Genomic DNA, 24,832 nt, shown 5'->3' with positions numbered 1-24,832 from the left:
CTTGAGTTCAGATAATTTTCAACGTATTTTTATAAAACTATAAGATGTCGTTTAACCATATTTTTTACATTGCATTTGAACCTTCCTATTTCTAAACACTGACTTGTGATTCATTTTGTTAAAAAAGGAAAAATAATGCAAAAAATCTTCATGCAAGGATTATTAACTGCAAATATTCTCGCTTACTCTAGTGTTGCGTTTGCTGGATTTGGCGAAAGAGAATGGAACTTTGAGACCAATGAAACTGTTACGATTGGTGCATCCGATGAAATACAGCAAGGTGCTGAATATGGGTGCAAAGCATTTAAACCCGAAAAAGCATCCTTTACTTTATCATACTCATCTCCTTCTGACGTCAATAAGCTACACATTACTGCAGATGATGAAAAGAAAATAACACATGATAAAGAACGTAAAATCTTTATGCTCAAAGATGTAAAGTCCCTCGATATAGGTTTTCCTCCATCAGGATATTATACTTTTAAAAATATTACTAAGGAAAGAGTTATTGGTCTAGATTGTGATGCAGGAGATTTTTAATAATATTTTCAAAAATATATTAGCGTTGTTTAGATGTATAAAAAAGCTTTGTTCATAGCCAATCAGTGGAGGCGTTATTGCTGAAAATTTAAATCTCCATTACTTTCTGTTGTCTATTCTACAAGAATGAAGATCAAAAGAAAAATTCTTGGATTTGTGTTATATTTTTTGTTTCTGAGCTTGATTTTTCATTCTAAATCGACAATATGGGCTTGGGAGGTTGGTGGTGGACGAACTACTCGCCAACTGGGTCAGGTCTGGAAAGAAGCAGCCCCAACGAGTTCTGGTACGGGTCATCGTGCCGGCCTCCTATTTTTCTGAAGCGATTTTCTTGCTATATTTTAGAAAAGCATTTAATCCTTAGAGCAGCGTTTTTATGCAGCATGTAAAGCGATTTGATTATTTTTAAGTAAGTGATCCCATAAAAGTACATTGATTGAGAAAAAATCCTTTTATATGAGAGTACAGTATTGACCTATGCTCTGTGTATGATCAAAATGTACACATAAAAAACTTCGAAGTTGGAAATATTCATGGAAAATGCACCGGTAGAAACAGCCTATCGTGTTCTTGCTCGTAAATATCGACCTCAAAACTTTTCTGACCTCATTGGTCAGGAAGCTATGGTGCGTACTCTCACCAATGCCTTTGAAAAAGGTCGTATTGCGCAAGCGTGGATGTTAACAGGGATTCGTGGTGTAGGTAAAACTACAACAGCACGTATTTTGGCACGTGCGCTCAATTATAAAACAAAAGATATTGACCAACCAACAACCCTCTTAGACTCTCTTGGGGAACATTGCACACAAATTATTGAAGGGCGCCATATTGATGTTATAGAAATGGATGCCGCTTCCCATACCGGCATTGACGATATTCGTGAAATTATTGAACAAATACGCTATCGTCCTGTTTCTGCGCGCTATAAAGTTTATATTATCGATGAAGTCCATATGCTCTCAACGCAAGCCTTTAATGGTTTGTTGAAAACGCTTGAAGAACCACCATCCCATGTGAAATTTATTTTTGCCACAACAGAAATTCGCAAAGTTCCCATTACAATTCTTTCGCGTTGCCAACGTTTCGATTTGCGACGAATTGAATCAAAAGCTTTGAGTGCGCATTTGCGCAAAATTGCGAAATATGAAAAGGTCGAAGTAGAAGATCAAGCACTCTCTATGATTGTTCGTGCTGCAGAAGGATCTGCACGTGATGCATTATCCATTTTTGATCAAGCAATTGCCCATAGTAATGGCAATATTAATGCCGCTGCCGTGCGTACAATGCTGGGATTAGCGGATCAAGCACGTATTATTGATCTCTTTGAATTTATCATGAAAGGCGATGTTGTCCGTGCTTTACATGAATTACGCAGTCAATATGATGCAGGTGCTGATCCTCTTACAATATTAACAGAATTAGCCGACTTTAATCATCTGGTCACACGTTTACGTTTCACACCAGAAGTAGTAGAAGATTTTTCCCTGACTGAAGAACAACGTTTAAGAAGTTTAGACTTTTCAAAAAAACTTTCCGTTCCTGTTTTATCTCGAAACTGGCAAATGTTACTTAAAGGCTTACAAGAAGTTAATCAAACTGCGCGTCCACTGCAAGCAACTGAAATGCTTTTAATTCGTCTTGCACACACAGCCGATCTCCCAACTCTTGATGAAGCTTTAAAAAAACTTACACAAGAAAAAATGCCTCTCACGTTTGTTTCAAACTCTTCTCATAAAGAATCGATAAATGCAAATAATATAACAAAAGAGACAACAGCTGATGGCCATGCTTCCTCGAGCGTTTCATGTACATTACCCAATCAATCAGATTTAAAAACATCCTTGCAAACCCCGTTAGACCACTCCTTAAAGCCAGAAAGTTTCTTTAAAAATCAAACGACTGATAAAACCAACGCCCAAGAAGTAACAGAAACTCTAGAAACTTCTCAATCGACTAAACTTTCTGAAAAGAATGCGAATTTATCGCAGTCTGTCACGCAAACAACAGGAGAGATTACTGAACCTAAATCCCTCGTGATTAATTCTTTACACGATATTGTTAAATTAGCCGAACAATATAATGACGTGCCTTTCAAACTCCTTGTTAAAGAATTTGTTCATCCTGTTTCTTTTGAAAATGGACATATTACTTTAAGGCTTTCTGAAAATACCCCACAATTTCTTGCTCATGATATCGAAAAAAAAATCTCTCAATGGACTGAAAAACGCTATGTAATAACTTTTGTTAATGAAGGAGGCGGTCCAACTTTACAGGAAGAAAGTGTAGCGATTCAAAAGTCTCTTTTTTCTAATGCTGAGACAGATCCGGATATCGCAAAAATCCTCAACCATTTTCCAGAAGCAAAAATTGTCGATATTCGACTTAATAGAGAAAAAAATGACCTTGATTTACCCCCCAATACCTTTAAAAATACTGATCTCTTTAAAAATAAAAATGATAGCAATGATGAATAAGGATACCTATTCCTATGCGTGAAATGATGAGCATGATGAAAAAAGCCAAAGAAATGCAAGAGAAAATGCAGAAAATTCAAGAGGAAATGGCTAGCCTGCAAGCTACCGGCACTGCAGGGGGTGACCTCGTCAATATTACGTTAAATGGCAAAAATATTATAACAGCAATTCAAATTGATCCTTCATTACTCAAACCTGAAGAAGCTGAAATTCTTGAAGATCTCATTATGGCAGCTTATAATGAAGCAAGAACAAAAATTGACAACGCACTAGAAGAGAAAACCAAAAGCATGACGGCAGGGCTACCGCTTCCGTCAGGTTTCAAGCTTCCATTTTAATGTATGGAACAAAATATATGTCTAAATACATTGCCGGCCCTGAAATTGAGCATCTCATTCAGATTTTAGCACGGTTACCAGGTCTTGGTCCGCGTTCAGCGCGTCGTGCTGCGCTTCATCTTATTAAAAAAAAGGAAACTTTGCTGGAGCCTTTAGGAGCAGCAATACAAACAGCGATAGAAAAAGTCGGTATTTGTTCTGTTTGTGGCAATGTCGATACCATTGATCCTTGTTCAATTTGTACTGATCCGCGACGCGATGATACAACGATCATTGTTGTTGAGGACATTGCTGATCTGTGGGCTCTTGAGCGCGCAAAAACTCTAGCAGCACGTTATCATGTATTGGGTGGCCGACTCTCACCCTTAGATGGAATAGGTCCCGACGAACTCAACATTGACACCTTAATACAACGTGTTGTACAAAACCCAATCACGGAGATTATTCTTGCTGTCAATGCGACTGTCGAAGGACAAACAACCGCTCACTACATCACCGATCAGCTTTCTAATTTTTCAGTTAGAATTACGCGACTTGCCCATGGTGTTCCTGTAGGAGGCGAGCTTGATTATCTTGATGATGGAACTTTAGCAGCGGCTGTACAAGCAAGAACAAATCTTTAAAACTTTTTTATCTTAGCCTTTAGCTCTTTAATGATGGGGGAATATTCAAATGCTAAAGAAAAACCTCTCACTTTTAAACAGCTTTGGTCCTGGTATTTTAGTATGTTTACTCATATCAGCTTTAGCGTATGGTTTAGAAGTCTTAGAAAAACAGCTCTTTGGGCAAGCATGGCTTGAAAGTCTTGTTTTAGCAATTCTCTTAGGGTCTGTTACCCGTAGTTGTTTTACAATGCCAACCTATTTTCAAAAAGGTATAAACTTTTGTGCCAAAACACTTCTTGAAGTTGCGATTGTACTTCTAGGAGCAAGCATTAGTATTCATGCCGTTCTTTCCGCTGGTTGGAGTTTACTTGCAAGCATTGTATTCGTTATATTTGTAACCATTATTCTCAGCTTTATCATCGGCCGAGTTTTCGGACTTTCTAAACATTTGGCAATGCTCGTTGCTTGCGGAAATGCTATTTGTGGGAACTCAGCCATTGTTGCCGTTGCCCCTGTCATTAAAGCAAAACACGAAGAGATTGCTGCATCAATTGCTTTTACAGCTCTTTTGGGGATCCTTATTATTTTATGCCTCCCTTTTGCACATCCATTTCTGAATTTATCCTTTAACCAATATGGTGTGCTTGCCGGCATGGTTGTTTATGCTGTACCACAAGTTTTGGCAGCTACCGCATCTGTTTCTTTTGCCAGTGTCCAAATTGCAACCGTTGTTAAATTGGTACGCGTTCTCATGTTAGGACCTCTTATTTTTGCTCTGTCACTCATCTATCGTCGATCAGAACAAATACACTTTCGTTGGCATACTCTCGTTCCATGGTTTATTATTGGTTTTATTATAATGATGTTGGTCCGCTCAAGTAATCTTATCCCCGAAACCGCTTTAAATCCTATCAAATTTATTGCTCAATTGTTCACGGTCATTTCAATGGCCGCATTAGGACTAGGCGTTGATATTCGCTCATTAAAAAAAGCAGGATGGCGCGTTATTTTAGCTTCAACCTGCTCTATAATTATTCTCGGTATTTGTAGCCTTATCATGATACAATTGAATGATTTGAATCATATAACATTTTGAAATATTATTGTTTTTTTTTCATTAACTTTTTATTCTATAATAATTTGCAACGGCGTAACATAAAAATATAGAACTCATATAAAACAATGCCATTTCTTTCATCTCTTCTCTTAATCAAATGGAAAGTTTTTATAAAAAACCGATAGAAATGTGTTCTTTAATGAGGTTACGCCTCTCACGCAAAGCAAAACGCACAAAATAGAATATATGTATGTTGCACATTCATATACGTGTTAAAAAGACACCTCTCAAGGCACATGCTCTTTTTCACGATAGTGTTAATGAAAAATATAATTAAAATCCATCCATGACGTGATAAAATCTATTGTACAGCCCAATCTTTATGCTTATGAAACACCAAATGGTAGCATCATATTATTTCTAGCTTCCAATGTTGAACAACTCTTTCATTTAAATAATCCTTTCTTAAATAATTTTATCCATACACTAACTCTACTTATGATATGTAGGAAAATGGTTTTGATTTATGGATTTAAATTAAACATAGAAACAATAAAGTATCATTATAAATCAATTTCTTGATAAACAACACAAATAAGGATCAAATCAACATTTTGCCTTATTCCATAAAAAGATATTGTTGCTTATTGGTACTAGCAACTTTTATACAAATGAACTATACAACGATAAGAAAGATTAAAAATAACGTAGACTTTTTGTTTATCGTTTTATTCAATTAAAATGTTTTTATGCTTGTTCTTGCTATCGATACTGCTTCAATTTATTGTGCTGTTGCGCTCATTCGTCATAATTCCGTTATTGCGCGTATCGATGAGCGCATGAATAAAGGACACGCTGAAAGACTTATCGGGCAGATTACACAAATAATGACACAAGCCAATATAACACTTGATCAAGTTGAGCGTATTGCTGTCAATGTTGGACCTGGATCATTTACTGGTGTGCGTGTTGGTGTTGCCACGGCACGCGCTTTAGCATTAGCACTTGAGATACCAGCCGTTGGAGTGAGTGCACTTGAAGCGTTAGCAGTACAAGTCACAACCCGTAAAAATACTACATCAGCAATTACTGTTGTTATCGAAGCAGGGAGAGAGATGTTCTATCATCAAAATTTCCATAATGATCTCACTCCTTTGGGAGAACCGAAGTTAAAAACAATTGAAAATATCCTCGACGATTTGCCCCAAAAAACCCAACTGACTGGCCCAGCCGCTGATATCATTGAGCAACATATTAAAAACCATAAAATAAATAAAAAAATTATCCTAGAAAAAATTCCTTGCGAAACAGCGGATATTATAAACTATGCTTATCTTGCTGCAAACAAACAACCACAAAATTCGCCTCGCCCCCTCTATCTACGCAACGCTGATGCAAAACAACAAACCAATTTTGCTTTACCACGAAAAAATAATGATTAAATTTTCATTGACAAAAAAGCGTTTTGGAATTGCTTCACTACACATTAAGGATAGTGTTGCTCTTCACCAAATTCATCAACATTGTTTTACCCCTGCTTGGGAAAAACGAACTTTTGATACCTTTTTAACAGATCACTCTATCTTTGGATATAAAGTCTTTTTTATCAATCAATCTGACCAAATTTTAGGCTTTTGCCTATGCCGTCTCATTCTTGATGAAGCAGAAATTATCACAATTGCTGTCCATCCTCATTATCGTCAACAAGGAATTGCTACCCTACTTATTGATCATACAATTCGCTATCTTCACGATAAACGCGCTATAAAATTATTCTTGGAAGTAGAATCCACAAACCTTTCTGCTTTAACCCTTTATCAACGTTTTGAATTTCAAAAAATTTCTGAACGTCTAGCCTATTATTCGTCAAAAAATGGTCGTGGTGATGCAATTATCATGCAAAAACTTTTAAGCAAATAGATTGAGATTTATGTGAAAAACATTTAGACAAGCATTATGAATAAAGTAAATCCTAAAAATACATCTCCTGTTGCCCCTAAAAAGGTTTTTATCAAAACCTATGGGTGTCAAATGAACGTTTATGATAGCCAACGGATGACTGATAGTCTCAGTGCGCAAGGCTATGTGACAACACAAACGCCCAATGATGCCGATCTTATTCTTGTTAATACCTGTCATATTCGTGAAAAAGCAGCAGAAAAACTTTATTCTGATCTGGGTCGTTTACGCGTTATGCGTCAAGAACGAACATCTGATAAACCCTTGACAATTGGTGTAACAGGTTGTGTTGCACAAGCTGAGGGCAGTGAAATCTTGCGTCGCGCTCCAACAGTGGATCTCGTTATTGGTCCGCAAATGTATCATCGCTTACCAGAATTGTTAGAAAAAGCCAAACAAGGCAAAAAAATTATTGAAACAGATTATGCTGTTGAAGATAAATTTGCTCATTTGCCGCCTCATAATAAACGTGCAGTAAGAAAACGCGGTGTTAGCGCATTTTTAACAGTACAGGAAGGATGCGATAAATTTTGCACTTTTTGTGTTGTACCTTATACGCGGGGTGCTGAAATATCGCGCTCTGTCGAGCAAATTACCGAAGAAGCCCGTCAACTCATTGAAGCGGGTGTTAAAGAAATTACGCTGCTTGGACAAAATGTTAATGGTTGGCATGGACAAAGTGCAAATGGCAAAACCTGGCGTCTTGGTGATCTTCTTTATCATCTTGCAAAACTCGATGGTTTAAAGCGTTTGCGTTACACAACAAGCCACCCGCGTGATATGGATGAGAGTCTTATTGCCGCGCACCGAGATCTTGATATGTTAATGCCTTACCTGCATCTTCCTGTTCAATCCGGTTCAGATCGCATCTTAAAAGCCATGAACCGCCAACACAAAAGCTCTCATTATCTTCATCTTATAGAAAAAATTCGTAACGCACGACCAGATATTGCTTTTTCAGGTGATTTTATTGTAGGTTTTCCAGGAGAAACAGATGAAGACTTTGAAGAAACCATTAAGCTTATTCAACAAGTACAATACAGTTCAGCTTATTCTTTTAAATATTCCCCCCGTCCTGGAACAGTGGGAGCCACAATGAAAAATCATGTTGATGAATCTGTAAAAGATGCCCGACTTCAACATTTACAAGTTCTTCTCCTCGAACAGCAAGATACGTTTTTACGTTCTAAAATCGGTCAAAAAACGGATGTTCTTATCGAAAAAACTGGACGTCACTCAGGGCAAATGGTGGGGCGTTCCCCTTGGCTTTTACCGGTTGTCGTCGATACAGAATCCTCTACAGGTAGCGTGATAGAAGTTCATATTAAAAATGCAAGCTCAAATAGTTTTGTCGGTGAAGTAACAAATAGATAAATAGGCCTCTATCATCTTGTTAATAATAAAAATTTTGGAAAACTCTTTTATTTTCAAATAAAATAATTACATCTAAAAAATGAATTTTTATGAAAGAAAATTTGTCTTTTATAGAGTTTACTCAAAAAAATGCGTAATATTTATGTAGATATGGAGAATAGGCTGAAAGCTTCAAATGAAAAAATAAAGTGCGTTAAAGAAAAAACAAATGCTGACGTTGAAAAAATTGATCCCTTGGAACAAGAAAGCGCTTCAGATACGAGTCAAGTTGTTTTGATTTTCGAAAATAATAAATATGCAAAAGCGGTTTTTGGTAAATTTGACGAGAATCTTGCTTATATCGAAAAAAAACTCAAACTGAGTATTCATCCGCGTGGTAATGAAATCTTAATCCATGGAAATGTTTCTGTTATAAAGCATGCGCAATATGTATTGCAGCAACTTTATGAACGTGCAAAAACACATCAAGAGCTCACTTTATCAGATATAAAAGGAGCGATTGCTATGGCAACTATACCACAGACGCAAAAAGAAGACACGATAACACACAAATCTGCAACGAAACGTATATCAGCACGGTTGAGTACCCATAAAAAAATAATTCATGCAAGGACTCCAACACAAGATGCTTACATACGCGCTATGGAGCATACTGAACTTGTGTTTGGTATAGGGCCAGCGGGAACAGGAAAAACCTATCTTGCTGTTGCTCATGCTGCAATGCTTCTAGAGCGTGGTATCATTGAGCGAATTATTCTCTCGCGTCCTGCTGTTGAAGCTGGAGAACATCTGGGGTTTCTTCCTGGTGATCTCAAAGAAAAAGTCGATCCCTATTTACGACCACTTTATGATGCACTTTATGATATGATGCCTGCTGAAAAAATAGAACGCATTTTAGCTTCTGGTGTCATAGAAATTGCTCCTCTTGCCTTTATGCGCGGGCGAACGCTTTCCCATGCTGCTGTTATTCTTGATGAGGCACAAAATACGACACCCATGCAAATGAAAATGTTCCTCACACGTCTTGGGGAAGGAACGCGTATGATCGTTACCGGTGATGTAAGCCAAATTGATTTGCCTATGGGGCAAAAATCAGGTCTCATTGAAGCAATCCGTATTCTTTCAAATGTAGAAAATATCGCAATTGTGCGCTTTGAGGAAAAAGATGTTGTACGCCACCCGCTCGTTGCTGCTATCGTTTATGCTTATGATCGTGATTCTGAAATACAAAATATAAAAAAATCACGCGCATATGATACATTAAAAAATGAATTTGATTCATCATGATTATTATTGATATAATGATTAAAAGCGTAGGGTGGAATGATGAGGAAATGCTTTATAATATCACCGAAAAAGCATTAACGATAACAATGCATCATGTTTCATTGGAAAATGTTGTAAGCGAGATTAGCCTGCTTTTTACTGATGATGAACATATGGCACAAATCAATGCTCAATGGCGGGGTAAGAATAAATCTACCAATGTATTATCCTTTCCAGCATTCCCAATTAAAGCTGGAGACCCTCCTGGTCCCATGCTGGGTGATATTATTATTGCGCGAGAAACTGTTGTGCTCGAAGCAGAAAAACAAGGAAAAACCTTTCAAGACCATTTAACGCATATGATCGTTCATGGTATCTTGCATCTGCTTGGCTATGACCATGAAACCAATGATGAAGCTCATCAAATGGAAATGCTCGAAAGAGAAATCCTTCAAAAGCTCTCCATAAGAGATCCTTACGCTGAGTTATCTATAAATGATAAAATTTAACTTTTAATATCAATATGACGAGCATACCAATTAAAGCCTCTCATTCACCTAATTATAAAAAGAAAGTTTAGAAGATTTTAAAACCATGGCCAACAGAATAAATACACAAAACAATAGTCAAACATCTTCTAATAATGAAAAAGATCACTCTCAACAGACGAATCATACAGAAAAATATTCCCTGATAAATCATTTGTTTTCATTCTTACGGGGTCGTAATTGTGCATCTACATCACTGCGCGATGATCTTGCCGTTGCACTTACTACTAACAGTGAAAAAGATACCGCCCTCTTCTCACCTGAAGAACGTACTATGCTGCATAATATTTTACGCTTGCGTGAAGCACGCGTGGATGATGTTATGATACCGCGTTCTGAAATTGAAGCATTGGAAATAAATACCTCGCTTGGAGAAGCCCTTAAATGTTTCGCAAAAATTGGTCATTCTCGCATACCTGTTTATGCTGAAACTTTAGATGATCCACGTGGCATGATCCATATCCGCGATATTCTTAATTATATGACTCGCTTCATTATAAACCCTACAAAAATTGATCAAAAATCTGATTTGCTTCAATTAAACCATACAGATTTACATACCCCTATCGGTGAATTAGATTTGATCCGAACCGTTCTCTTTGTTCCCAGTTCTATGCTTGCAAGCAAATTATTAACACGGATGCAAACCACACGAACACAAATGGCTTTAGTTATTGATGAACATGGGGGTACAGATGGTCTCGTTTCAATGGAGGATATTGTTGAATTGGTCGTTGGTGATATCGAAGATGAACATGATCATGTCGACAATGCTATCGTACGAGAACACAACAATAAATGGCTTGTTGATGCAAGAACTGAATTAGAAGATGTAGAGAAAGCTCTTGGACCTGATTTTATCGTAGGAGAATATGGTGATGAAGTTGATACTATTGGTGGTTTAATTGTCTCCATTCTTGATCGTATTCCTGCAAAAGGAGAAGTTGTCGAAGCTGTCCCTGGCTATAAATTTCGCATTTTAGAAGCTGATAAACGCCGAATTAAGCGGTTGCGCATTTTTCGCATTCCAGAAAATGAGAAGCTTGAAAACAATGCAATCTCTAGAGAATAGTCGAGCGTTTTTAAACAATTTTATTGTTTTTTCGCTCTCTGTTACCGGCTGGAAGCGGCAGGTGGGGATATTTCTGTGTGGTGCTCTTACTTCCTTTGCTCTTCCACCCTTTTATTTAACACCTCTTTGCTTTCTAACTTTTCCTATTTTTATTGTTTTTCTTGATTCAATACAGTCCTCCCCAAACAATAAAAAATATTTTTTTACCTATGCTTTAAGCTGTGGGACCTTTGGTTTTAGTTATTTTATTTGCGGACTTTGGTGGCTCTGCAATGCTTTGTTAACAGATCCAGATTCTTTTGGTTGGGCAGTCCCTCTCGCCATTTTATTTCCTCCTCTCTACCTTTCTCTTTATTGGTTTCTTTCTGGTTTCATTGTCGGTTTATTATGGACAAAAGGAATAGCACGCTTTTTTGTTTTAGCCTTTGCCTTAGGATTGGCCGAATGGTTGCGTGCATTCTTATTCACAGGATTTCCATGGAATGCTCTTGGCTATACAGCCATGCCAACCCCGATGTTCATGCAGACTGATGCAATCGTGGGACTTTATGGAATGAATATTCTTGCCGTCTTAACCTACAGCTTGCCAACAGTTTTACTCACGGATGAAAAAAAGAAAGCAGCACTTTTTCTTTGCTTAGCACTCATATTCATTCACAGTGGTTTTGGATTTTATCGTCTCCATACGATAGAGGATACAACTGAAGATCAAAAGAACAATTATTGGGTTCGCATTGTTCAACCTTCTATCCAACAAAATATAAAATTGCGCGATAATACACGAGAAGCTATGTTGGAAGCGCATATGCATCTGAGTGCAACACCGATAACTGGTAAAAATCCAGAACCCAATTTTATCGTATGGCCCGAAGCATCCGTTCCTTACCTTCTCTATGATAACTCATCTGTCACAATGCATATTGCCTCTCTTTTAAAACCTAAACAATGGGCTATTATCGGAGCTATACGCGCCAGTGATGATCTTTCTCATTCCAAAACACAATATTTTAATACAATTGCAGTCATTAATGCTCAAGGGAATATTTTACACACTTCTGATAAACTCCATTTGGTTCCTTTTGGTGAATATCTTCCCTATCAGAATTTATTAAAAAAGATTGGATTGCGTATTCTTGCTGATAATATTGGTGGATATAGTGCTGCACAAGTGCGCAAAACTGTCACAATGCCAAACGGATTTTCTTATCTCCCACTGATTTGTTATGAAGCAATATTTCCTCATGAAATGACTTTTAAAGGTTCCCCACCTCAAGCAATCATTAATGTTACAAATGATGCGTGGTTTGGTGTAACACCAGGTCCCTATCAACATCTTCAACAAGCACAACTTCGTGCCGTTGAACTGGGAATTCCCCTCATACGAGCAGCCAATAATGGAATATCAGCTGTTATTGATTCTTATGGACGAATCGTTGTAGCTCTTCAACAAAATGCTGTGGGCATTATTGATTCAAAAATTCCATCATCCATTACTCCTATAGGAAGCAATGAATATAGAACTTTCTCTACTTTTATCTTATTTATCCTTATGCTATTGTGTCGTATTGGTTTTGGTTTTACAAAACAACTTAAATGATTCAAGTGCTCCTTGCACGGTATTATGTTGCGTGTACCAGTAATATTGGGAAAAAGTATTACATGTTATTTTAATTATATGATAAACCAGCCTCGTATAAATCTGATGTTGGTTTAAAAGAAAAGTGCTGGAAATTAAAGAGTTGCATTATGACCGAAACTAGAAAAAAACCTGACCCTATAGATATCTATGTTGGAACTCGTATCCGTTTACGTCGTAATATTTTAGGACTTACTCAAGAAAAACTAGGTGAAAAATTAGGTATTACTTTTCAGCAAATCCAAAAATATGAAAAAGGAACAAACCGTATTGGTGCTAGTCGTCTTCAAGCGATAGCAGAAATTATGGATGTTCCTGTTTCTTACTTTTTTGATAAAGGTCTTACCTCCCAACAGGTAGAGGGCTTTGCTGAAAGTGATCACAATTTTATGGACTTTTGTTCTAGCAACGAAGGTATCCAGCTCATGCGGGCTTTTACGAATATATCTGATGCTAAAGTGCGTCGCAAAATCATTGACTTGGCAAAAGCGCTTTCTGAGGAAGATTTGGCAGATAAGCTATAAAATTAAAATTATATTTTTCCTCTCTCATTCATATAAATTTGCATTGACGATTTGCTATGGAATTGGCAAACCGTATCGCCCTTAGTAGGCAATTAATTGAATTGTTTGTTTTCTTTTTTGAAGGAGTTCCTATGCCGCATCAAGATTATCTTTTTACGAGCGAATCGGTATCGGAAGGACATCCTGATAAAATTTGTGATCGTATTTCTGATGAAATCGTTGATATGATCTATAAAGAAGCGCAAAAAACTGGGACTGATCCATGGTTAGTGCGCGTTGCTTGTGAAACTCTCGTCAGCGTAAACCGTGTTGTTATTGCCGGTGAAGTTCGTGTTCCCGATACGCTCTTAAAAAAAGATAAAAATAAAGAATTTATCTATGATAAAACTGGCTTCCCACTCATTAACCCTACGCGATTTCGGACAGCAGCGCGCCGTGCTATTCGCGCTATTGGCTATGAACAAACAGGCTTCCATTGGAAAACCGTAAAAATTGATGTTCTTTTGCGCCCTCAATCCGCTGATATTGCAAGAGGTGTTGATAATGCAACAGATCGGCATGGTGAAGAAGGAGCAGGTGATCAAGGCATCATGTTTGGGTATGCTTGCCGTGAAACGCCTGACCTTATGCCTGCGCCAATTTATTATGCGCATAAGATTCTCAAACTTCTTGCCGCAGCCCGCCATAAAGGAGAAGGAGAAACGAGTAAATTAGGACCAGACGCTAAAAGCCAAATCACCATACGCTATAAAAATGGAAAACCTATAGAGGTAACATCCATCGTTCTTTCAACACAGCATCTTGACGAAAGTTGGGATTCCAATAAAGTCCGTGCAGTCGTTGAGCCTTATATTCGTCAAGCTTTACATGATATTCCCATTGCTGCTCAATGCAGTTGGTATATTAACCCAACAGGAAAATTTGTCATTGGTGGCCCTCAAAGCGATGCTGGATTGACGGGACGCAAAATTATCGTGGATACTTATGGAGGTGCAGCCCCCCATGGAGGCGGTGCTTTTTCAGGAAAAGATACAACAAAAGTTGATCGTTCTGCCGCGTATGCGGCACGCTATCTAGCTAAGAATATTGTCGCTGCTCATTTAGCAGAGCGATGCACGATTCAACTTTCCTATGCAATTGGAATTGCACAACCTTTGTCGATTTATCTTAATCTTCATGGAACAGGAAAAGTTGATGAAAAGGTTATTGAAGTAGCCATTCGCAAAATAATGGACCTCTCCCCTACTGGAATTCGAAAACACCTTGACCTTAATAAACCGATCTACACAAAAACAGCAGCTTACGGTCATTTTGGGAGAAAACCAAAACATGATGGTTCATTTTCATGGGAAAAAACGGATCTCGTGAAAACGCTTCAAACAATGATCAAAATCCCATGATTAAATATAATACACGCAAGAGTGAAGCCTTTTTTGGTCGCCGACAAGGAAAGCAGCTACGAAACAGTCAGCTTGTGCGTATAAAAACGCTTCTCCCCAATTTTAATATTGATTTAAATGTCCCCCCTCCCTCAAATCTTACATCCTTATTTTCAAGCAAAGTAAAAGAAATTCGACTTGAAATTGGCTTTGGTGGTGGTGAACATTTACTCCATGAAATGGAGCATTTTCCGCAAACCGGTTTTATCGGCATCGAGCCCTTTATCAATGGCATAGCAAAAATATTGTCCTCCCTTGAACAGCATACACACCATCAAAATCATCTTCGCCTTTATAATGATGATGCTACACACCTGCTTGATTGGCTCCCTGATAACTCACTTGATGGCATAGATCTTTTCTATCCTGATCCTTGGCCGAAAAAGAAACACTGGAAACGACGTTTCATCAATATAAAAAATCTTAACCGTTTTGCTCGCGTTCTTAAAATGGGAAAAAAATTTCGCTTTGCTAGCGATATAGATAGTTATGTAAACTGGACCCTCTATCATTGTGCACACCATGATCACTTTGAATGGAACGCTGAAAGCCCCCAAGATTGGAAGACCCCTTATCCACTATGGAAAGGAACCCGCTATGAAGCAAAAGCTTTACGCGAAGGACGAACGCCTACCTATCTCACTTTTATCAAGAAATAAAAGATCAAGCGCTTTTCTCATAAACATCTTGAAAAATTTTGAATTTAAGAGTATCAGTAAGTAAATTCTTGGTCTTATGATGAAGAGTGGGTCGTGGGGCCTGCTCTTTTTTAATATCATAAGACTAGTGAAAATAACTTGGATAAAATGTATGAACGAAGCTGAAAAAATAAGCAATCTTGATGAGCCACGCCTTTTTGAAGAAGACGGTATCGAGGCGCGGGTTGCTGTTCTTGTCATACCATTGCTTAAGCCTTTAGGTTTCCGTTTGGTTCGTGTGAAGCTTCTTGGACAAAATGGTTTAACACTTCAGATTATGGTTGAACGGGCTGATGGTTCTCTAACCGTAGAGGATTGTGAAACTGTTAGTCGGACTGTTTCCCCTCTCCTTGATGTGGAGAATGTTATTGAACGTAAATATCATTTAGAAATCTCGTCTCCTGGAATTGATCGTCCATTGGTAAGAAAATCCGATTTTTTTCATTGGCAAGGACATCTTGCAAAAATTGAAACCAAAACAGCCATTGATGGACGCCGAAAATTTCGTGGAACACTTACCAATATCACGCAAGATGGATTTATTTTAAACACTGATAAAGCTGCTTACGGAGAAGCCATGTATACCTCTATTTCCTTTTGTGATATCACAAGCGCGCATTTAGTACTTACCGATGAGCTTATTCGCGATGCATTGAAAAAAAATAAAGATTTAAGTCAACAATTCATTCCCGAAGATAATCCTACAGACTCAATACAGACGCTCAATTTCAAAAAATAATATCACTGGGGAATACCCATCGTGTGACACAAAGAAGGAGAAAATTGATGGCTACAAGCGCTAACAGGCTTGAAATTCTGCAAATTGCAGATGCTGTTGCACGTGAAAAGTCTATCGACCGTGAAATTGTTATTTCTGCGATGGCTGACGCTATTCAGAAAGCAGCACGTTCTCGTTATGGTCAAGAAACCAATATTCGTGCTGAAATAAATTCCAAAACAGGTGAAATTAAATTACAACGCCTGCTTAAAATTGTTGATGTTGTTGAAGACTATACAACGGAAATTACTTTGTCCGATGCACTCAAACGTCAAGAAAATGCAAAAATTGGTGATTTTTTTGCTGATCTTTTACCTCCTATGGATTTTGGACGCATCGCGGCACAATCTGCTAAACAGGTGATTGTACAAAAAGTACGCGACGCAGAACGTGATCAGCAATATGAAGAATTTAAAAATAAAGTTGGTGAAATTATTTCTGGTACAGTCAAGCGTGTGGAATATGGCAACGTTATCGTTGATTTAGGACGCGGTGAAGCTATTGTGCGTCGTGATGAACTCATTCCCCGTGAATCCTTCCGCTATGGAGACCGTATTCGTGCTTTTGTCAATGATGTACACCGTGAAACGCGTGGACCTCAAATTTTCCTTTCACGCACCCATCCTCAATTTATGGTAAAACTTTTTACGATGGAAGTTCCAGAAATTTATGATGGTATTATAGAAATCAAATCAGTTGCCCGTGATCCAGGTTCACGAGCCAAAATCGCCGTTGTTTCACGCGATGGTTCCATTGATCCTGTTGGAGCCTGTGTGGGAATGCGAGGAAGCCGCGTACAAGCTGTTGTTGCAGAGTTACAAGGTGAAAAAATTGATATTATTCCTTGGTCGCCTGATGCTGCAACATTTGTCGTTAATGCTCTGCAACCTGCTGAAGTTTCTAAAATCATTCTTGATGAAGATGCGGAACGCATTGAAGTCATTGTTCCAGATGATCAACTCAGCCTTGCTATTGGACGACGCGGACAGAATGTTCGTTTAGCTTCGCAACTAACGGGATGGAATATTGATATTTTAACGGAAAAAGAAGAATCTGAAAATCGTCAAAAAGAATTTACTGAACGCAGTAAATTGTTTATGGAAGCCTTAGAGGTTGACGAAATGATCGGACAGGTTATGGCTTCAGAGGGTTTTTCTTCTATTGAAGAAATCGCCTATATTGATCTTGAAGAGATTGCTTCTATTGATGGTTTTGACCATGATACCGCTGCGGAGATCCAAAGTCGGGCCCGCGAATATCTCGAACATCAGGAAAAAGAACTTGATGAAAAAAGTAAAAAGCTTGGGGTTTCTGACGAATTGCGAACACTTCCTGGAATGACAAGTGCTATGCTGGTTGCTGTGGGAGAGGATGGTGTAAAAACAATAGAAGACTTTGCTGGCTATGCCGTTGATGATTTAACTGGTTGGAGAGAACGCAAAGAAGGACAAACAAAAAGTTTTTCTGGTATTTTAACCCCTTTTGACATTACACGCGCGGACGCAGAAGCTATGGTTTTAGCAGCACGTGTACAAGCAGGCTGGATAGACCAAGCTGATCTTATTACAGAAAATCCTGTAGAAGATGAAAATTCTGCAGAAAATGAAAAAACAGATGATTTGGATGTGGATACACTTTAAATGAATGAACGGACTTGCATTGTGACCAGGCAAAATGCTTCAGCACAAACGCTGATCCGCTTTGTTATTGGTCCCAATAACCAAATTGTTCCTGATCTTAAAGCGAATTTACCAGGGCGTGGCGTTTGGATTTCTGCTCATCATGCTGTTATTGATAAAGCGATCAAACAGAAAGCTTTTCATAAAAATTTTAAAACAGATGTTGAGGTTGCACCAAATCTTGTGCATATTGTTGATACGCTTTTACTCAAAGCTGCTCTTTCAAGCCTTTCCATGGCAAGAAAAGCAGGAGCTGTTGTTATAGGAGCAACCAAAGTTGACGCTGCTATCCGCTCTGGTCAAGTTATTCTTGTACTTCATGCTAAAGAAACAACAGAAGATGGAAAACGAAAAATTGCACAGGCCATCCATACAATACAACAACAAACAAATCGGACGATAAAAACAATATCTTTATTTACAAGTGATGAAATGTGTGTGGCTTTTGGCTCTAATCCTGTCATGCATGCAGCCTTATTGGACACAAAGGCTGCGGAAGGATTTCTTAAGACGACATATAAATTGATCAGCTATCGTGATGACAAGCATAGTAAACACGGTGAGATGACGGCACAAGCCGTGAAGGAAGTACAATGAGTGAAAATAACAACGACAAAACAACAGGCAAGAAGACACTAACTCTCAAGCGGTCTGTCTTGGAAACGAGTACGGTCAAACAAAACTTTAGCCATGGCCGTACGAAGGCTGTCGTTGTCGAAACAAAACGACGTAAAATTACGCGACCTGATGAAAAAGCTGAAGTACAACAGCCTATTACAAAACCGCATGTTGCACCCCAGCGCTCTAAACCCCGTTTTGAGGAAAAAAAACCTCAAGAATCTGTGGCCAAAAGCAATCTTTCATCGGCTGAGATGGAAGCAAGACTTCGCGCCTTAGAAGAAGCACACATCCAAGAAAAAATAACACGAGAACAAGCTGAAAAAGAAGCGATACGCGCTAAAGAGCGTGAAGAAATTTTAGAGAAAGAAATCAAAGAAAAAGAAAGATTTCAAAAACAAGAGGAAGAAAAATCGCCAATACAGATTCCGCCTGTTTTTTCTGAGCCTCCCCTCATCGAAAAGACAGATATTCCTATTACGCCTAAAAACACAACTGTGATTGAAAAGCGCAAAATAGATGAAAGTAAAGAGGAAGAACGGCATAGCCGACGTGCTAATCCTGCTAAATCAGAAATACGTGCACCAAAAGTGATCAAAGGAGCCGATGAGCGACGCCGTGGAAAACTAACTCTTAATAGTGCACTAGACGATGAAGGAAGTGCGCGGGGGCGATCAATGGCTGCAATGCGACGCAGACAGGAAAAATTTAAGCGTGCACAAAACCAAGAACCAAGAGAAAAAATTTCTCGTGAAGTTGTTCTTCCTGAAACAATTACCATTCAAGAGCTCGCACAACGTATGACTGAGCGTTCTGTTGATGTCATTAAATTTTTAATGAAACAAGGACAAATGATGAAACCTGGCGATGTTATTGATGCGGACGTTGCCGAACTCATCGCCGTTGAATTTGGTCATACTGTTAAACGTGTTTTAGAATCTGACGTAGAGGAAGGTATCTTTAATATAACAGATAATCCTCAAAATATGCAGCTGCGTCCTCCTGTTGTAACCATTATGGGCCATGTTGACCACGGAAAAACTTCTCTTCTGGATGCTATTCGCAAAGCAAATGTTGTTTCTGGTGAAGCAGGTGGTATTACGCAGCATATTGGCGCCTATCAAGTAGAACAAAACGGTCAAAAAATTACCTTTATTGATACACCAGGGCATGCTGCATTTACTGCTATGCGTGCCCGTGGAGCTCGTGTTACTGATATTGCCGTTCTTGTTGTCGCCGCTGATGATAGTGTCATGCCGCAGACAATTGAATCAATTAATCACGCTAAAGCTGCTGGTGTCCCTATTATTGTTGCTATCAACAAAATTGATAAACCCGCTGCTAATGCACAAAAAGTGCGTACAGAACTTTTACAACACGAAGTGTTTGTTGAAACTATGGGTGGTGAGACTTTGGACGTTGAAGTTTCCGCTAAAACGGGTCAAAATCTTGATAAACTTCTTGAAGCTATCCTTCTTCAGGCTGAAATGCTTGATCTAAAAGCAGATCCTCAACGAACTGCAGAGGGCGTTGTTATTGAAGCTAAACTTGATCGGGGGCGCGGATCTGTTGCAACCGTTCTTGTTCAAAAAGGTACATTACATCCTTCTGATATTATTGTTGCCGGAAATGAATGGGGGCGGGTGCGTGCTTTGATTGATGACCATGGTCGCCATGTCAAAGAAGCCGTTCCCTCTACACCTATTGAAATTTTAGGCATGCAAGGAACGCCACAAGCTGGAGACCGTTTTGCTGTTGTCACGCATGAAGCAAAAGCACGCGAAATTTCTGAATACCGTCAGCGCTTAGCACGTGATAAAGCTGTTGCGCGACAAACCGGTTCGCGTGGCTCTCTCGAACAGATGATGACAAAATTGCAAACGACTGGTATTAAGGAATTTTCTCTCATTATCAAAGGGGATGTGCAAGGATCAATTGAAGCGATTGCTTCAGCATTAGAAAAATTAGGAAATGATGAGGTTCGTGCGCGTGTTGTACATTCTGGTGCTGGAGGAATTACCGAAAGTGATATTTCTCTTGCAGAAGCTTCTAACTCAGCTGTTATTGGTTTTAATGTTAGAGCCAATAAACAGGCACGTGATTTTGCTAAAACACAAGGAATTGAAATTCGTTATTACAACATCATTTACGATCTTGTTGATGACATCAAAGCGGCCATGTCTGGTCTCCTCTCACCAGAACAGCGTGAAACTTTCCTTGGTAATGCTGAAATTCTAGAAGTCTTTAATATTACAAAAATCGGAAAAGTGGCTGGATGTCGTGTTACAGAAGGTAAAATAGAACGAGGAGCTGGTGTTCGCCTTATCCGCGATAATATCGTTATTCACGAAGGAAAACTGAAAACACTCAAGCGTTTCAAAGATGAAGTCAATGAAGTGCAAAGTGGTCAAGAATGTGGAATAGCCTTTGAAAATTATGAGGATATGCGCGCAGGAGACATCATTGAGACTTTCCGTATCGAACATATTAATCGTACATTATAAAATAGTCCAATAGTCTTTACTCTATTTAAAAATGAGAAAAATTATTGGAATTCTATACACAATGTCTCTTTTTTTCCTTATTTGAGTGTTCAAAAGAAGAGGTCTTGGTGCAAGGACAAAACTTTGATGAAAAATGCAGGACCATCACAACGGCAACTTAGAGTAGCAGAGCAAGTACGTCATGCAGTAGCGCATATACTACAGCGTGATGTTTTGCTTGATGATGTCTTGAAGAATGTTGTCATTTCTGTCTCTGAAGTGCGCATGTCACCAGATTTAAAAATTGCTACTTGCTTTGTATCGCCTCTCAGCACGCTTAAAAATTCTTCCCATACCGATGTTGTTGATGCTCTCAATAAACATAGTCGTTTTCTCCGTGGAGAAATCAGTCATACATTACGACAAATGAAATATATGCCAGAACTGCGTTTCCGACTTGATAATAGTTTTGATAATTTTTCAAAAATTGATGCCCTCCTTCGGTCACCTGAGGTTGCGCGTGATCTTCATAGGGATAAAGATGAGGATTAAAGAAATGGCACGGCAACGCAAAAAAAAGGGGCGTCCTGTTTCTGGCTGGGTCATATTTGATAAACCAAAAGGAATGAAATCAACAGAAGCTGTTTCACAAATCAAATGGCTCTTTCATGCACAAAAAGCAGGACATGCGGGTACGCTTGATCCTCTTGCTTCTGGTCTCCTCCCTATTGCCTTAGGTGAAGCAACCAAAACCGTTCCTTACGTGATGCAAGGCAAAAAAACATACCGTTTTCATATCGCTTGGGGGCAAGAACGTTCAACAGATGATCTAGAAGGAAAAATAACAAAAACATCTCTCAAACGTCCAACACGAGAAGAAATACTTGCTCTTCTTCCTCAATATACAGGTGTCATTTTGCAAACACCTCCACAATTTTCAGCAATTAAAATTGCTGGAAATCGCGCTTATGATCTAGCGCGTGAAGGAGAAATCGTTGAAATTGCGCCCCGTAAAGTAGAAATAGAAACTTTCGAGTTAATAGAAATGCCTACCAAAGAGCACTCTGTCTTTGAAATAACCTGCGGGAAAGGAACTTATGTGCGCTCGCTAGCACGCGATATAGGACGTGATCTGGGGTGCTATGGGCATATCGCTGATTTAAGACGTATTGCCGTTGCACCTTTTTATGAAGAGGATCTCATTACATGGGATGAACTAAAAGAAGCAATATCGCCCAATAAAAACACCACGGATGCAAATGAGAGTTCTTTTGAAAAAGACTTCTCAACGCTCGATGAACTGTTAATTGAAACGGGAGCTGCTTTAGATTGTCTTCCTCATTATCCGCTTACTGAAACCCAAGCGCAAAGAGTCATGAGAGGGCATTCTATTCCTTTGTATGCCCATAAAACACCCCTTGATGAAGAGGAGGCTTGCGCCCTCTATAAGGAACAACTTCTTGCTATTGGCACTCTTGATAAAGGTCTATTTAAACCAAAGCGGATTTTCACAATTTAAGTGTTTCTTTCTTCTAACAGTCTCTTACTGAAAGATATTATTCCCTATCAAATAAGAGAGAGATATGTTGCTTTTATTTCTCTATGCTCATCTCATTCATATCAAAATTTAAAAATAGTGCTACAAGCCAACACCACCATACACTTTGCCATCCCTTAATTTTAAAATCTTCGTATTTAAGAAGCTTCATAAGAAGCTTTTTCTCATTTTTACTCACACATTAGTCCCGTTTTTACGTGCAAGAAAATAGTTTTTATTGATCAATATAAATAAAATCAATCGATTCAAAATGAGAAAAGCTTAAGGTTTTTGGAGTCATCACTAGAAAAATAACAAAGTGCCATTATAAAGAAATACACTAATCATTAAAATATTTATTTTCTTGTGCTTATGCCAACCAATTGATCCAAAGAATATAACAACCATATTAAAAAGCTGCTCTAACCTTAAGGAAGATGATCTGAAGGAACTTTTAAGAGCATCTCATTGACTTGGGGGATTGTCTGTCGTTCAATCATGCGATGCACCCTTATACCGTTAGGAGAACAATTTAAATGTCGCAAACGCTTATTAACTTCAGCATCCGCTTTTGTACGACGGTGATTATGGCGTAAATAATCTACCCATGTTGACATATGATAAGCCTCTGTCCAATATTCAGGTCTTTCAAGATCTCGTAAAAGAACCCATTGGCGCGCACCATCACGTAAACGAATATGACGTCGGCGCGTCATCACTTTAAGAAACTCTTCCAGATCATTTTCATGAATTTGATAATCGATCATGATCATAATCGGGCCACTTCTTGCTTTTAGATCGAGTAAGAGTTCTGGCTCTCTAAAATGATCAAGAGGATTCAAATCGATTTGAGGGATTTCTTGAATTCTAAATTTTACCCCCGCAAGAGCCCCAACAATCAAGAATAGAGAACAAACACTCAAAGCAATTGTTGGAGAATAACCATCAGCCAAAACTCCCCAAACTGCACTACCAATAGCCATCCCCCCGTAAGATGCCGTTTGATAAAGTGCTAAAGCACGTGCAACAACCCAGCGTGGTGTAGAGAGTTGTACAGATGTATTAAACAATGATAATGCCAAAACCCAACATAAACCTGCAGGAAATAAAGCAATATGACTAATAATCAGTGAGCGACTTATTCCCAATAAAAAACAAGAAACGGCAAAACCAATAAATGCACTTGCAATAATTGTTTCTGAACGCAAATGATGCCGTACAAATGCATTAATAATCCCTGCTGTCATGGCTCCTAACCCAAAAGAACCAAGCAATGTACCATAAAGAAGGGCATTCCCTCCGAGAACTTTATGCACAACAATTGGCAAAAGAGCTAAAATCGAAATTGCCCCTATACCAAAAAGGAACGCTCGGACCATAATACTCAGGAGATTAGGCGACATCGCAACGTAACGCAAACCATCTGAAACAGCCCCTAACAGCCTTTCTCTTGGTAATGGGTTGTTTTCATAATTCGATTTCCAGAAAAATAATGCACCAATAAGAGGGATATAGCTTATAGCATTAAACAAAAAAGCGGCAGATGCCCCCAAAGTTGCAATGATGGCACCCCCAATAGCAGGGCCGACACTGCGCATCAAATTAAAGCCGACACTATTCAAACTAACAGCAGCGGGAATATTTTCCCTGCTCACTATATCTCCTATAGTTGCTTGCCAAGAAGGATTATAAAAGGCTGTGCCACATCCAATCAAAAACGTAAAACATAATAAAAGCCAAGGTGTTAAAAATCCCATATAGGCTAAAATAGATAAACTCATGGATATGACCATCATCATAATCTGTGCGCACAACATAATTTGACGCCGATTAAAATTGTCCGCTAATGCCCCTGCCATCAAAGAAAACATAACAAGTGGTAATGTTGTCGCACTCTGAACCAACCCAACCATGGAATGCGAAGAACTAATTAACGCCATTAACCACCCTGCTCCAACAGCCTGTATTAGCCCTCCTAAATTAGAAATAAGAGTAGATGACCATAAATTTCGAAATACCGAATTACGGAAAAGTTTGAATGTTGAACTGCTCTGCATCTTTTTCCTCCAAATCGGTATTTGTCATTTTTGTTACTACATACACGCTCATAATCTTCGTATCAAAAGAATGCATAAATCTTTAAAAAACTTCTCATAAAACCCTATTTAAATCAATATTTCAAAACAAAAGCTTTATTTAAAGAAAGA

General features: G+C 38.6%; 22 protein-coding genes and 1 other RNA gene. 22 read left to right on the top strand and 1 reads right to left on the bottom strand.

All coding sequences use genetic code 11. The annotated features are described in order from the left end of the window. The first annotated feature begins 135 nt into the window (after positions 1-135). The 22 genes from D1092_RS00620 to truB all read left to right on the top strand — a co-directional run bounded on the left by D1092_RS00620 (position 136) and on the right by truB (position 22,607). Complete coding sequence (locus D1092_RS00620; protein ID WP_120121726.1) at positions 136-540, top strand: hypothetical protein; 405 nt, start codon at positions 136-138, stop codon at positions 538-540. 215 nt (positions 541-755) lie between these two features. Further along, an RNA gene (gene ffs / locus D1092_RS00615) (signal recognition particle sRNA small type) lies at positions 756-853 on the top strand. Positions 854-1,073: 220 nt separating this feature from the next. Then, the gene (locus D1092_RS00610) at positions 1,074-3,014 is read left to right on the top strand and encodes a DNA polymerase III subunit gamma/tau (RefSeq protein ID WP_120121725.1); all 1,941 of its coding nucleotides are present in this window, start codon (positions 1,074-1,076) and stop codon (positions 3,012-3,014) included. A 14-nt stretch (positions 3,015-3,028) separates the two neighbouring features. Then, positions 3,029-3,352: a YbaB/EbfC family nucleoid-associated protein gene (locus tag D1092_RS00605; protein ID WP_120121724.1), complete on the top strand. Its 324-nt coding sequence runs from the start codon at positions 3,029-3,031 to the stop codon at positions 3,350-3,352. Between the two features lie 17 nt (positions 3,353-3,369). Next, the gene (gene recR / locus D1092_RS00600) at positions 3,370-3,975 is read left to right on the top strand and encodes a recombination mediator RecR (protein WP_120121723.1); all 606 of its coding nucleotides are present in this window, start codon (positions 3,370-3,372) and stop codon (positions 3,973-3,975) included. 49 nt (positions 3,976-4,024) lie between these two features. Next, complete coding sequence (locus D1092_RS00595) at positions 4,025-5,053, top strand: YeiH family protein (RefSeq protein ID WP_120121722.1); 1,029 nt, start codon at positions 4,025-4,027, stop codon at positions 5,051-5,053. Positions 5,054-5,763: 710 nt separating this feature from the next. Further along, positions 5,764-6,456, top strand: coding sequence for a tRNA (adenosine(37)-N6)-threonylcarbamoyltransferase complex dimerization subunit type 1 TsaB (tsaB, locus tag D1092_RS00590; RefSeq protein ID WP_120121721.1), 693 nt, complete (start codon positions 5,764-5,766; stop codon positions 6,454-6,456). Continuing rightward, positions 6,449-6,934, top strand: coding sequence for a ribosomal protein S18-alanine N-acetyltransferase (gene rimI, locus D1092_RS00585; protein ID WP_120121720.1), 486 nt, complete (start codon positions 6,449-6,451; stop codon positions 6,932-6,934). Before tsaB ends, rimI begins: the two co-directional genes overlap by 8 nt. A gap of 36 nt (positions 6,935-6,970) precedes the next feature. Beyond that, positions 6,971-8,347 carry a tRNA (N6-isopentenyl adenosine(37)-C2)-methylthiotransferase MiaB gene (gene miaB, locus D1092_RS00580; RefSeq protein ID WP_120121719.1) on the top strand — a complete coding sequence of 459 codons (1,377 nt, stop codon included), beginning with the start codon at positions 6,971-6,973 and terminating at the stop codon, positions 8,345-8,347. Between the two features lie 129 nt (positions 8,348-8,476). Further along, positions 8,477-9,634: a PhoH family protein gene (locus D1092_RS00575; RefSeq protein WP_120121718.1), complete on the top strand. Its 1,158-nt coding sequence runs from the start codon at positions 8,477-8,479 to the stop codon at positions 9,632-9,634. After that, on the top strand, positions 9,631-10,122 hold the full coding sequence (gene ybeY / locus D1092_RS00570; RefSeq protein WP_120121717.1) for an rRNA maturation RNase YbeY: 492 nt from the start codon (positions 9,631-9,633) through the stop codon (positions 10,120-10,122). Before D1092_RS00575 ends, ybeY begins: the two co-directional genes overlap by 4 nt. An 85-nt stretch (positions 10,123-10,207) precedes the next feature. Continuing rightward, complete coding sequence (locus tag D1092_RS00565; protein WP_120121716.1) at positions 10,208-11,233, top strand: hemolysin family protein; 1,026 nt, start codon at positions 10,208-10,210, stop codon at positions 11,231-11,233. Further along, positions 11,196-12,830: an apolipoprotein N-acyltransferase gene (lnt, locus tag D1092_RS00560; protein WP_120121715.1), complete on the top strand. Its 1,635-nt coding sequence runs from the start codon at positions 11,196-11,198 to the stop codon at positions 12,828-12,830. The genes D1092_RS00565 and lnt overlap by 38 nt, the downstream gene beginning before the upstream one ends. A gap of 149 nt (positions 12,831-12,979) precedes the next feature. Then, positions 12,980-13,393 (top strand): helix-turn-helix domain-containing protein, encoded by a 414-nt coding sequence (locus D1092_RS00555; protein ID WP_120121714.1) that lies wholly within the window; start codon positions 12,980-12,982, stop codon positions 13,391-13,393. 131 nt (positions 13,394-13,524) lie between these two features. Beyond that, positions 13,525-14,793: a methionine adenosyltransferase gene (gene metK, locus D1092_RS00550; RefSeq protein ID WP_120121713.1), complete on the top strand. Its 1,269-nt coding sequence runs from the start codon at positions 13,525-13,527 to the stop codon at positions 14,791-14,793. Next, entirely contained in the window at positions 14,790-15,491 is a 702-nt protein-coding gene (locus D1092_RS00545; RefSeq protein WP_120122739.1) for a tRNA (guanine(46)-N(7))-methyltransferase TrmB, read from the top strand. Before metK ends, D1092_RS00545 begins: the two co-directional genes overlap by 4 nt. A 151-nt stretch (positions 15,492-15,642) precedes the next feature. Beyond that, positions 15,643-16,269, top strand: a complete 627-nt coding sequence (rimP, locus tag D1092_RS00540; protein WP_120121712.1) for a ribosome maturation factor RimP — start codon at positions 15,643-15,645, stop codon at positions 16,267-16,269. Between the two features lie 47 nt (positions 16,270-16,316). After that, a complete protein-coding gene (gene nusA / locus D1092_RS00535; protein WP_120121711.1) occupies positions 16,317-17,948 on the top strand; it encodes a transcription termination factor NusA in 1,632 nt (543 codons plus the stop codon). After that, a complete protein-coding gene (locus D1092_RS00530) occupies positions 17,949-18,584 on the top strand; it encodes an RNA-binding protein (protein ID WP_120121710.1) in 636 nt (211 codons plus the stop codon). Beyond that, positions 18,581-21,109, top strand: coding sequence for a translation initiation factor IF-2 (gene infB / locus D1092_RS00525; RefSeq protein WP_120121709.1), 2,529 nt, complete (start codon positions 18,581-18,583; stop codon positions 21,107-21,109). The genes D1092_RS00530 and infB overlap by 4 nt, the downstream gene beginning before the upstream one ends. Before the next feature lie 126 nt (positions 21,110-21,235). After that, positions 21,236-21,640, top strand: coding sequence for a 30S ribosome-binding factor RbfA (gene rbfA, locus D1092_RS00520; protein WP_120121708.1), 405 nt, complete (start codon positions 21,236-21,238; stop codon positions 21,638-21,640). A gap of 4 nt (positions 21,641-21,644) precedes the next feature. Continuing rightward, positions 21,645-22,607: a tRNA pseudouridine(55) synthase TruB gene (gene truB / locus D1092_RS00515; protein ID WP_120122738.1), complete on the top strand. Its 963-nt coding sequence runs from the start codon at positions 21,645-21,647 to the stop codon at positions 22,605-22,607. A 446-nt stretch (positions 22,608-23,053) separates the two neighbouring features. Here the strand turns inward: truB and D1092_RS00510 are convergent, their stop codons facing one another. Beyond that, positions 23,054-24,682: an MFS transporter gene (locus D1092_RS00510; protein WP_120121707.1), complete on the bottom strand. Its 1,629-nt coding sequence runs from the start codon at positions 24,680-24,682 to the stop codon at positions 23,054-23,056. Positions 24,683-24,832 lie beyond the last annotated feature (150 nt).

This window comes from Bartonella krasnovii (assembly GCF_003606345.3).
Taxonomy (GTDB): Bacteria; Pseudomonadota; Alphaproteobacteria; order Rhizobiales; family Rhizobiaceae; genus Bartonella; species Bartonella krasnovii.
This window is presented reverse-complemented; position numbering and strand designations above follow the sequence as displayed.

Bases quoted from the DNA above. Each gene is read 5' to 3' on its own strand.
- D1092_RS00620 (WP_120121726.1), top strand. From the start codon at position 136: ATGCAAAAAATCTTCATGCAAGGATTATTAACTGCAAATATTCTCGCT.
- D1092_RS00610 (WP_120121725.1), top strand. From the start codon at position 1,074: ATGGAAAATGCACCGGTAGAAACAGCCTATCGTGTTCTTGCTCGTAAA.
- D1092_RS00605 (WP_120121724.1), top strand. From the start codon at position 3,029: ATGCGTGAAATGATGAGCATGATGAAAAAAGCCAAAGAAATGCAAGAG.
- recR (WP_120121723.1), top strand. From the start codon at position 3,370: ATGTCTAAATACATTGCCGGCCCTGAAATTGAGCATCTCATTCAGATT.
- D1092_RS00595 (WP_120121722.1), top strand. From the start codon at position 4,025: ATGCTAAAGAAAAACCTCTCACTTTTAAACAGCTTTGGTCCTGGTATT.
- tsaB (WP_120121721.1), top strand. From the start codon at position 5,764: ATGCTTGTTCTTGCTATCGATACTGCTTCAATTTATTGTGCTGTTGCG.
- rimI (WP_120121720.1), top strand. From the start codon at position 6,449: ATGATTAAATTTTCATTGACAAAAAAGCGTTTTGGAATTGCTTCACTA.
- miaB (WP_120121719.1), top strand. From the start codon at position 6,971: ATGAATAAAGTAAATCCTAAAAATACATCTCCTGTTGCCCCTAAAAAG.
- D1092_RS00575 (WP_120121718.1), top strand. From the start codon at position 8,477: ATGCGTAATATTTATGTAGATATGGAGAATAGGCTGAAAGCTTCAAAT.
- ybeY (WP_120121717.1), top strand. From the start codon at position 9,631: ATGATTATTATTGATATAATGATTAAAAGCGTAGGGTGGAATGATGAG.
- D1092_RS00565 (WP_120121716.1), top strand. From the start codon at position 10,208: ATGGCCAACAGAATAAATACACAAAACAATAGTCAAACATCTTCTAAT.
- lnt (WP_120121715.1), top strand. From the start codon at position 11,196: ATGAGAAGCTTGAAAACAATGCAATCTCTAGAGAATAGTCGAGCGTTT.
- D1092_RS00555 (WP_120121714.1), top strand. From the start codon at position 12,980: ATGACCGAAACTAGAAAAAAACCTGACCCTATAGATATCTATGTTGGA.
- metK (WP_120121713.1), top strand. From the start codon at position 13,525: ATGCCGCATCAAGATTATCTTTTTACGAGCGAATCGGTATCGGAAGGA.
- D1092_RS00545 (WP_120122739.1), top strand. From the start codon at position 14,790: ATGATTAAATATAATACACGCAAGAGTGAAGCCTTTTTTGGTCGCCGA.
- rimP (WP_120121712.1), top strand. From the start codon at position 15,643: ATGAACGAAGCTGAAAAAATAAGCAATCTTGATGAGCCACGCCTTTTT.
- nusA (WP_120121711.1), top strand. From the start codon at position 16,317: ATGGCTACAAGCGCTAACAGGCTTGAAATTCTGCAAATTGCAGATGCT.
- D1092_RS00530 (WP_120121710.1), top strand. From the start codon at position 17,949: ATGAATGAACGGACTTGCATTGTGACCAGGCAAAATGCTTCAGCACAA.
- infB (WP_120121709.1), top strand. From the start codon at position 18,581: ATGAGTGAAAATAACAACGACAAAACAACAGGCAAGAAGACACTAACT.
- rbfA (WP_120121708.1), top strand. From the start codon at position 21,236: ATGAAAAATGCAGGACCATCACAACGGCAACTTAGAGTAGCAGAGCAA.
- truB (WP_120122738.1), top strand. From the start codon at position 21,645: ATGGCACGGCAACGCAAAAAAAAGGGGCGTCCTGTTTCTGGCTGGGTC.
- D1092_RS00510 (WP_120121707.1), bottom strand. From the start codon at position 24,682: ATGCAGAGCAGTTCAACATTCAAACTTTTCCGTAATTCGGTATTTCGA.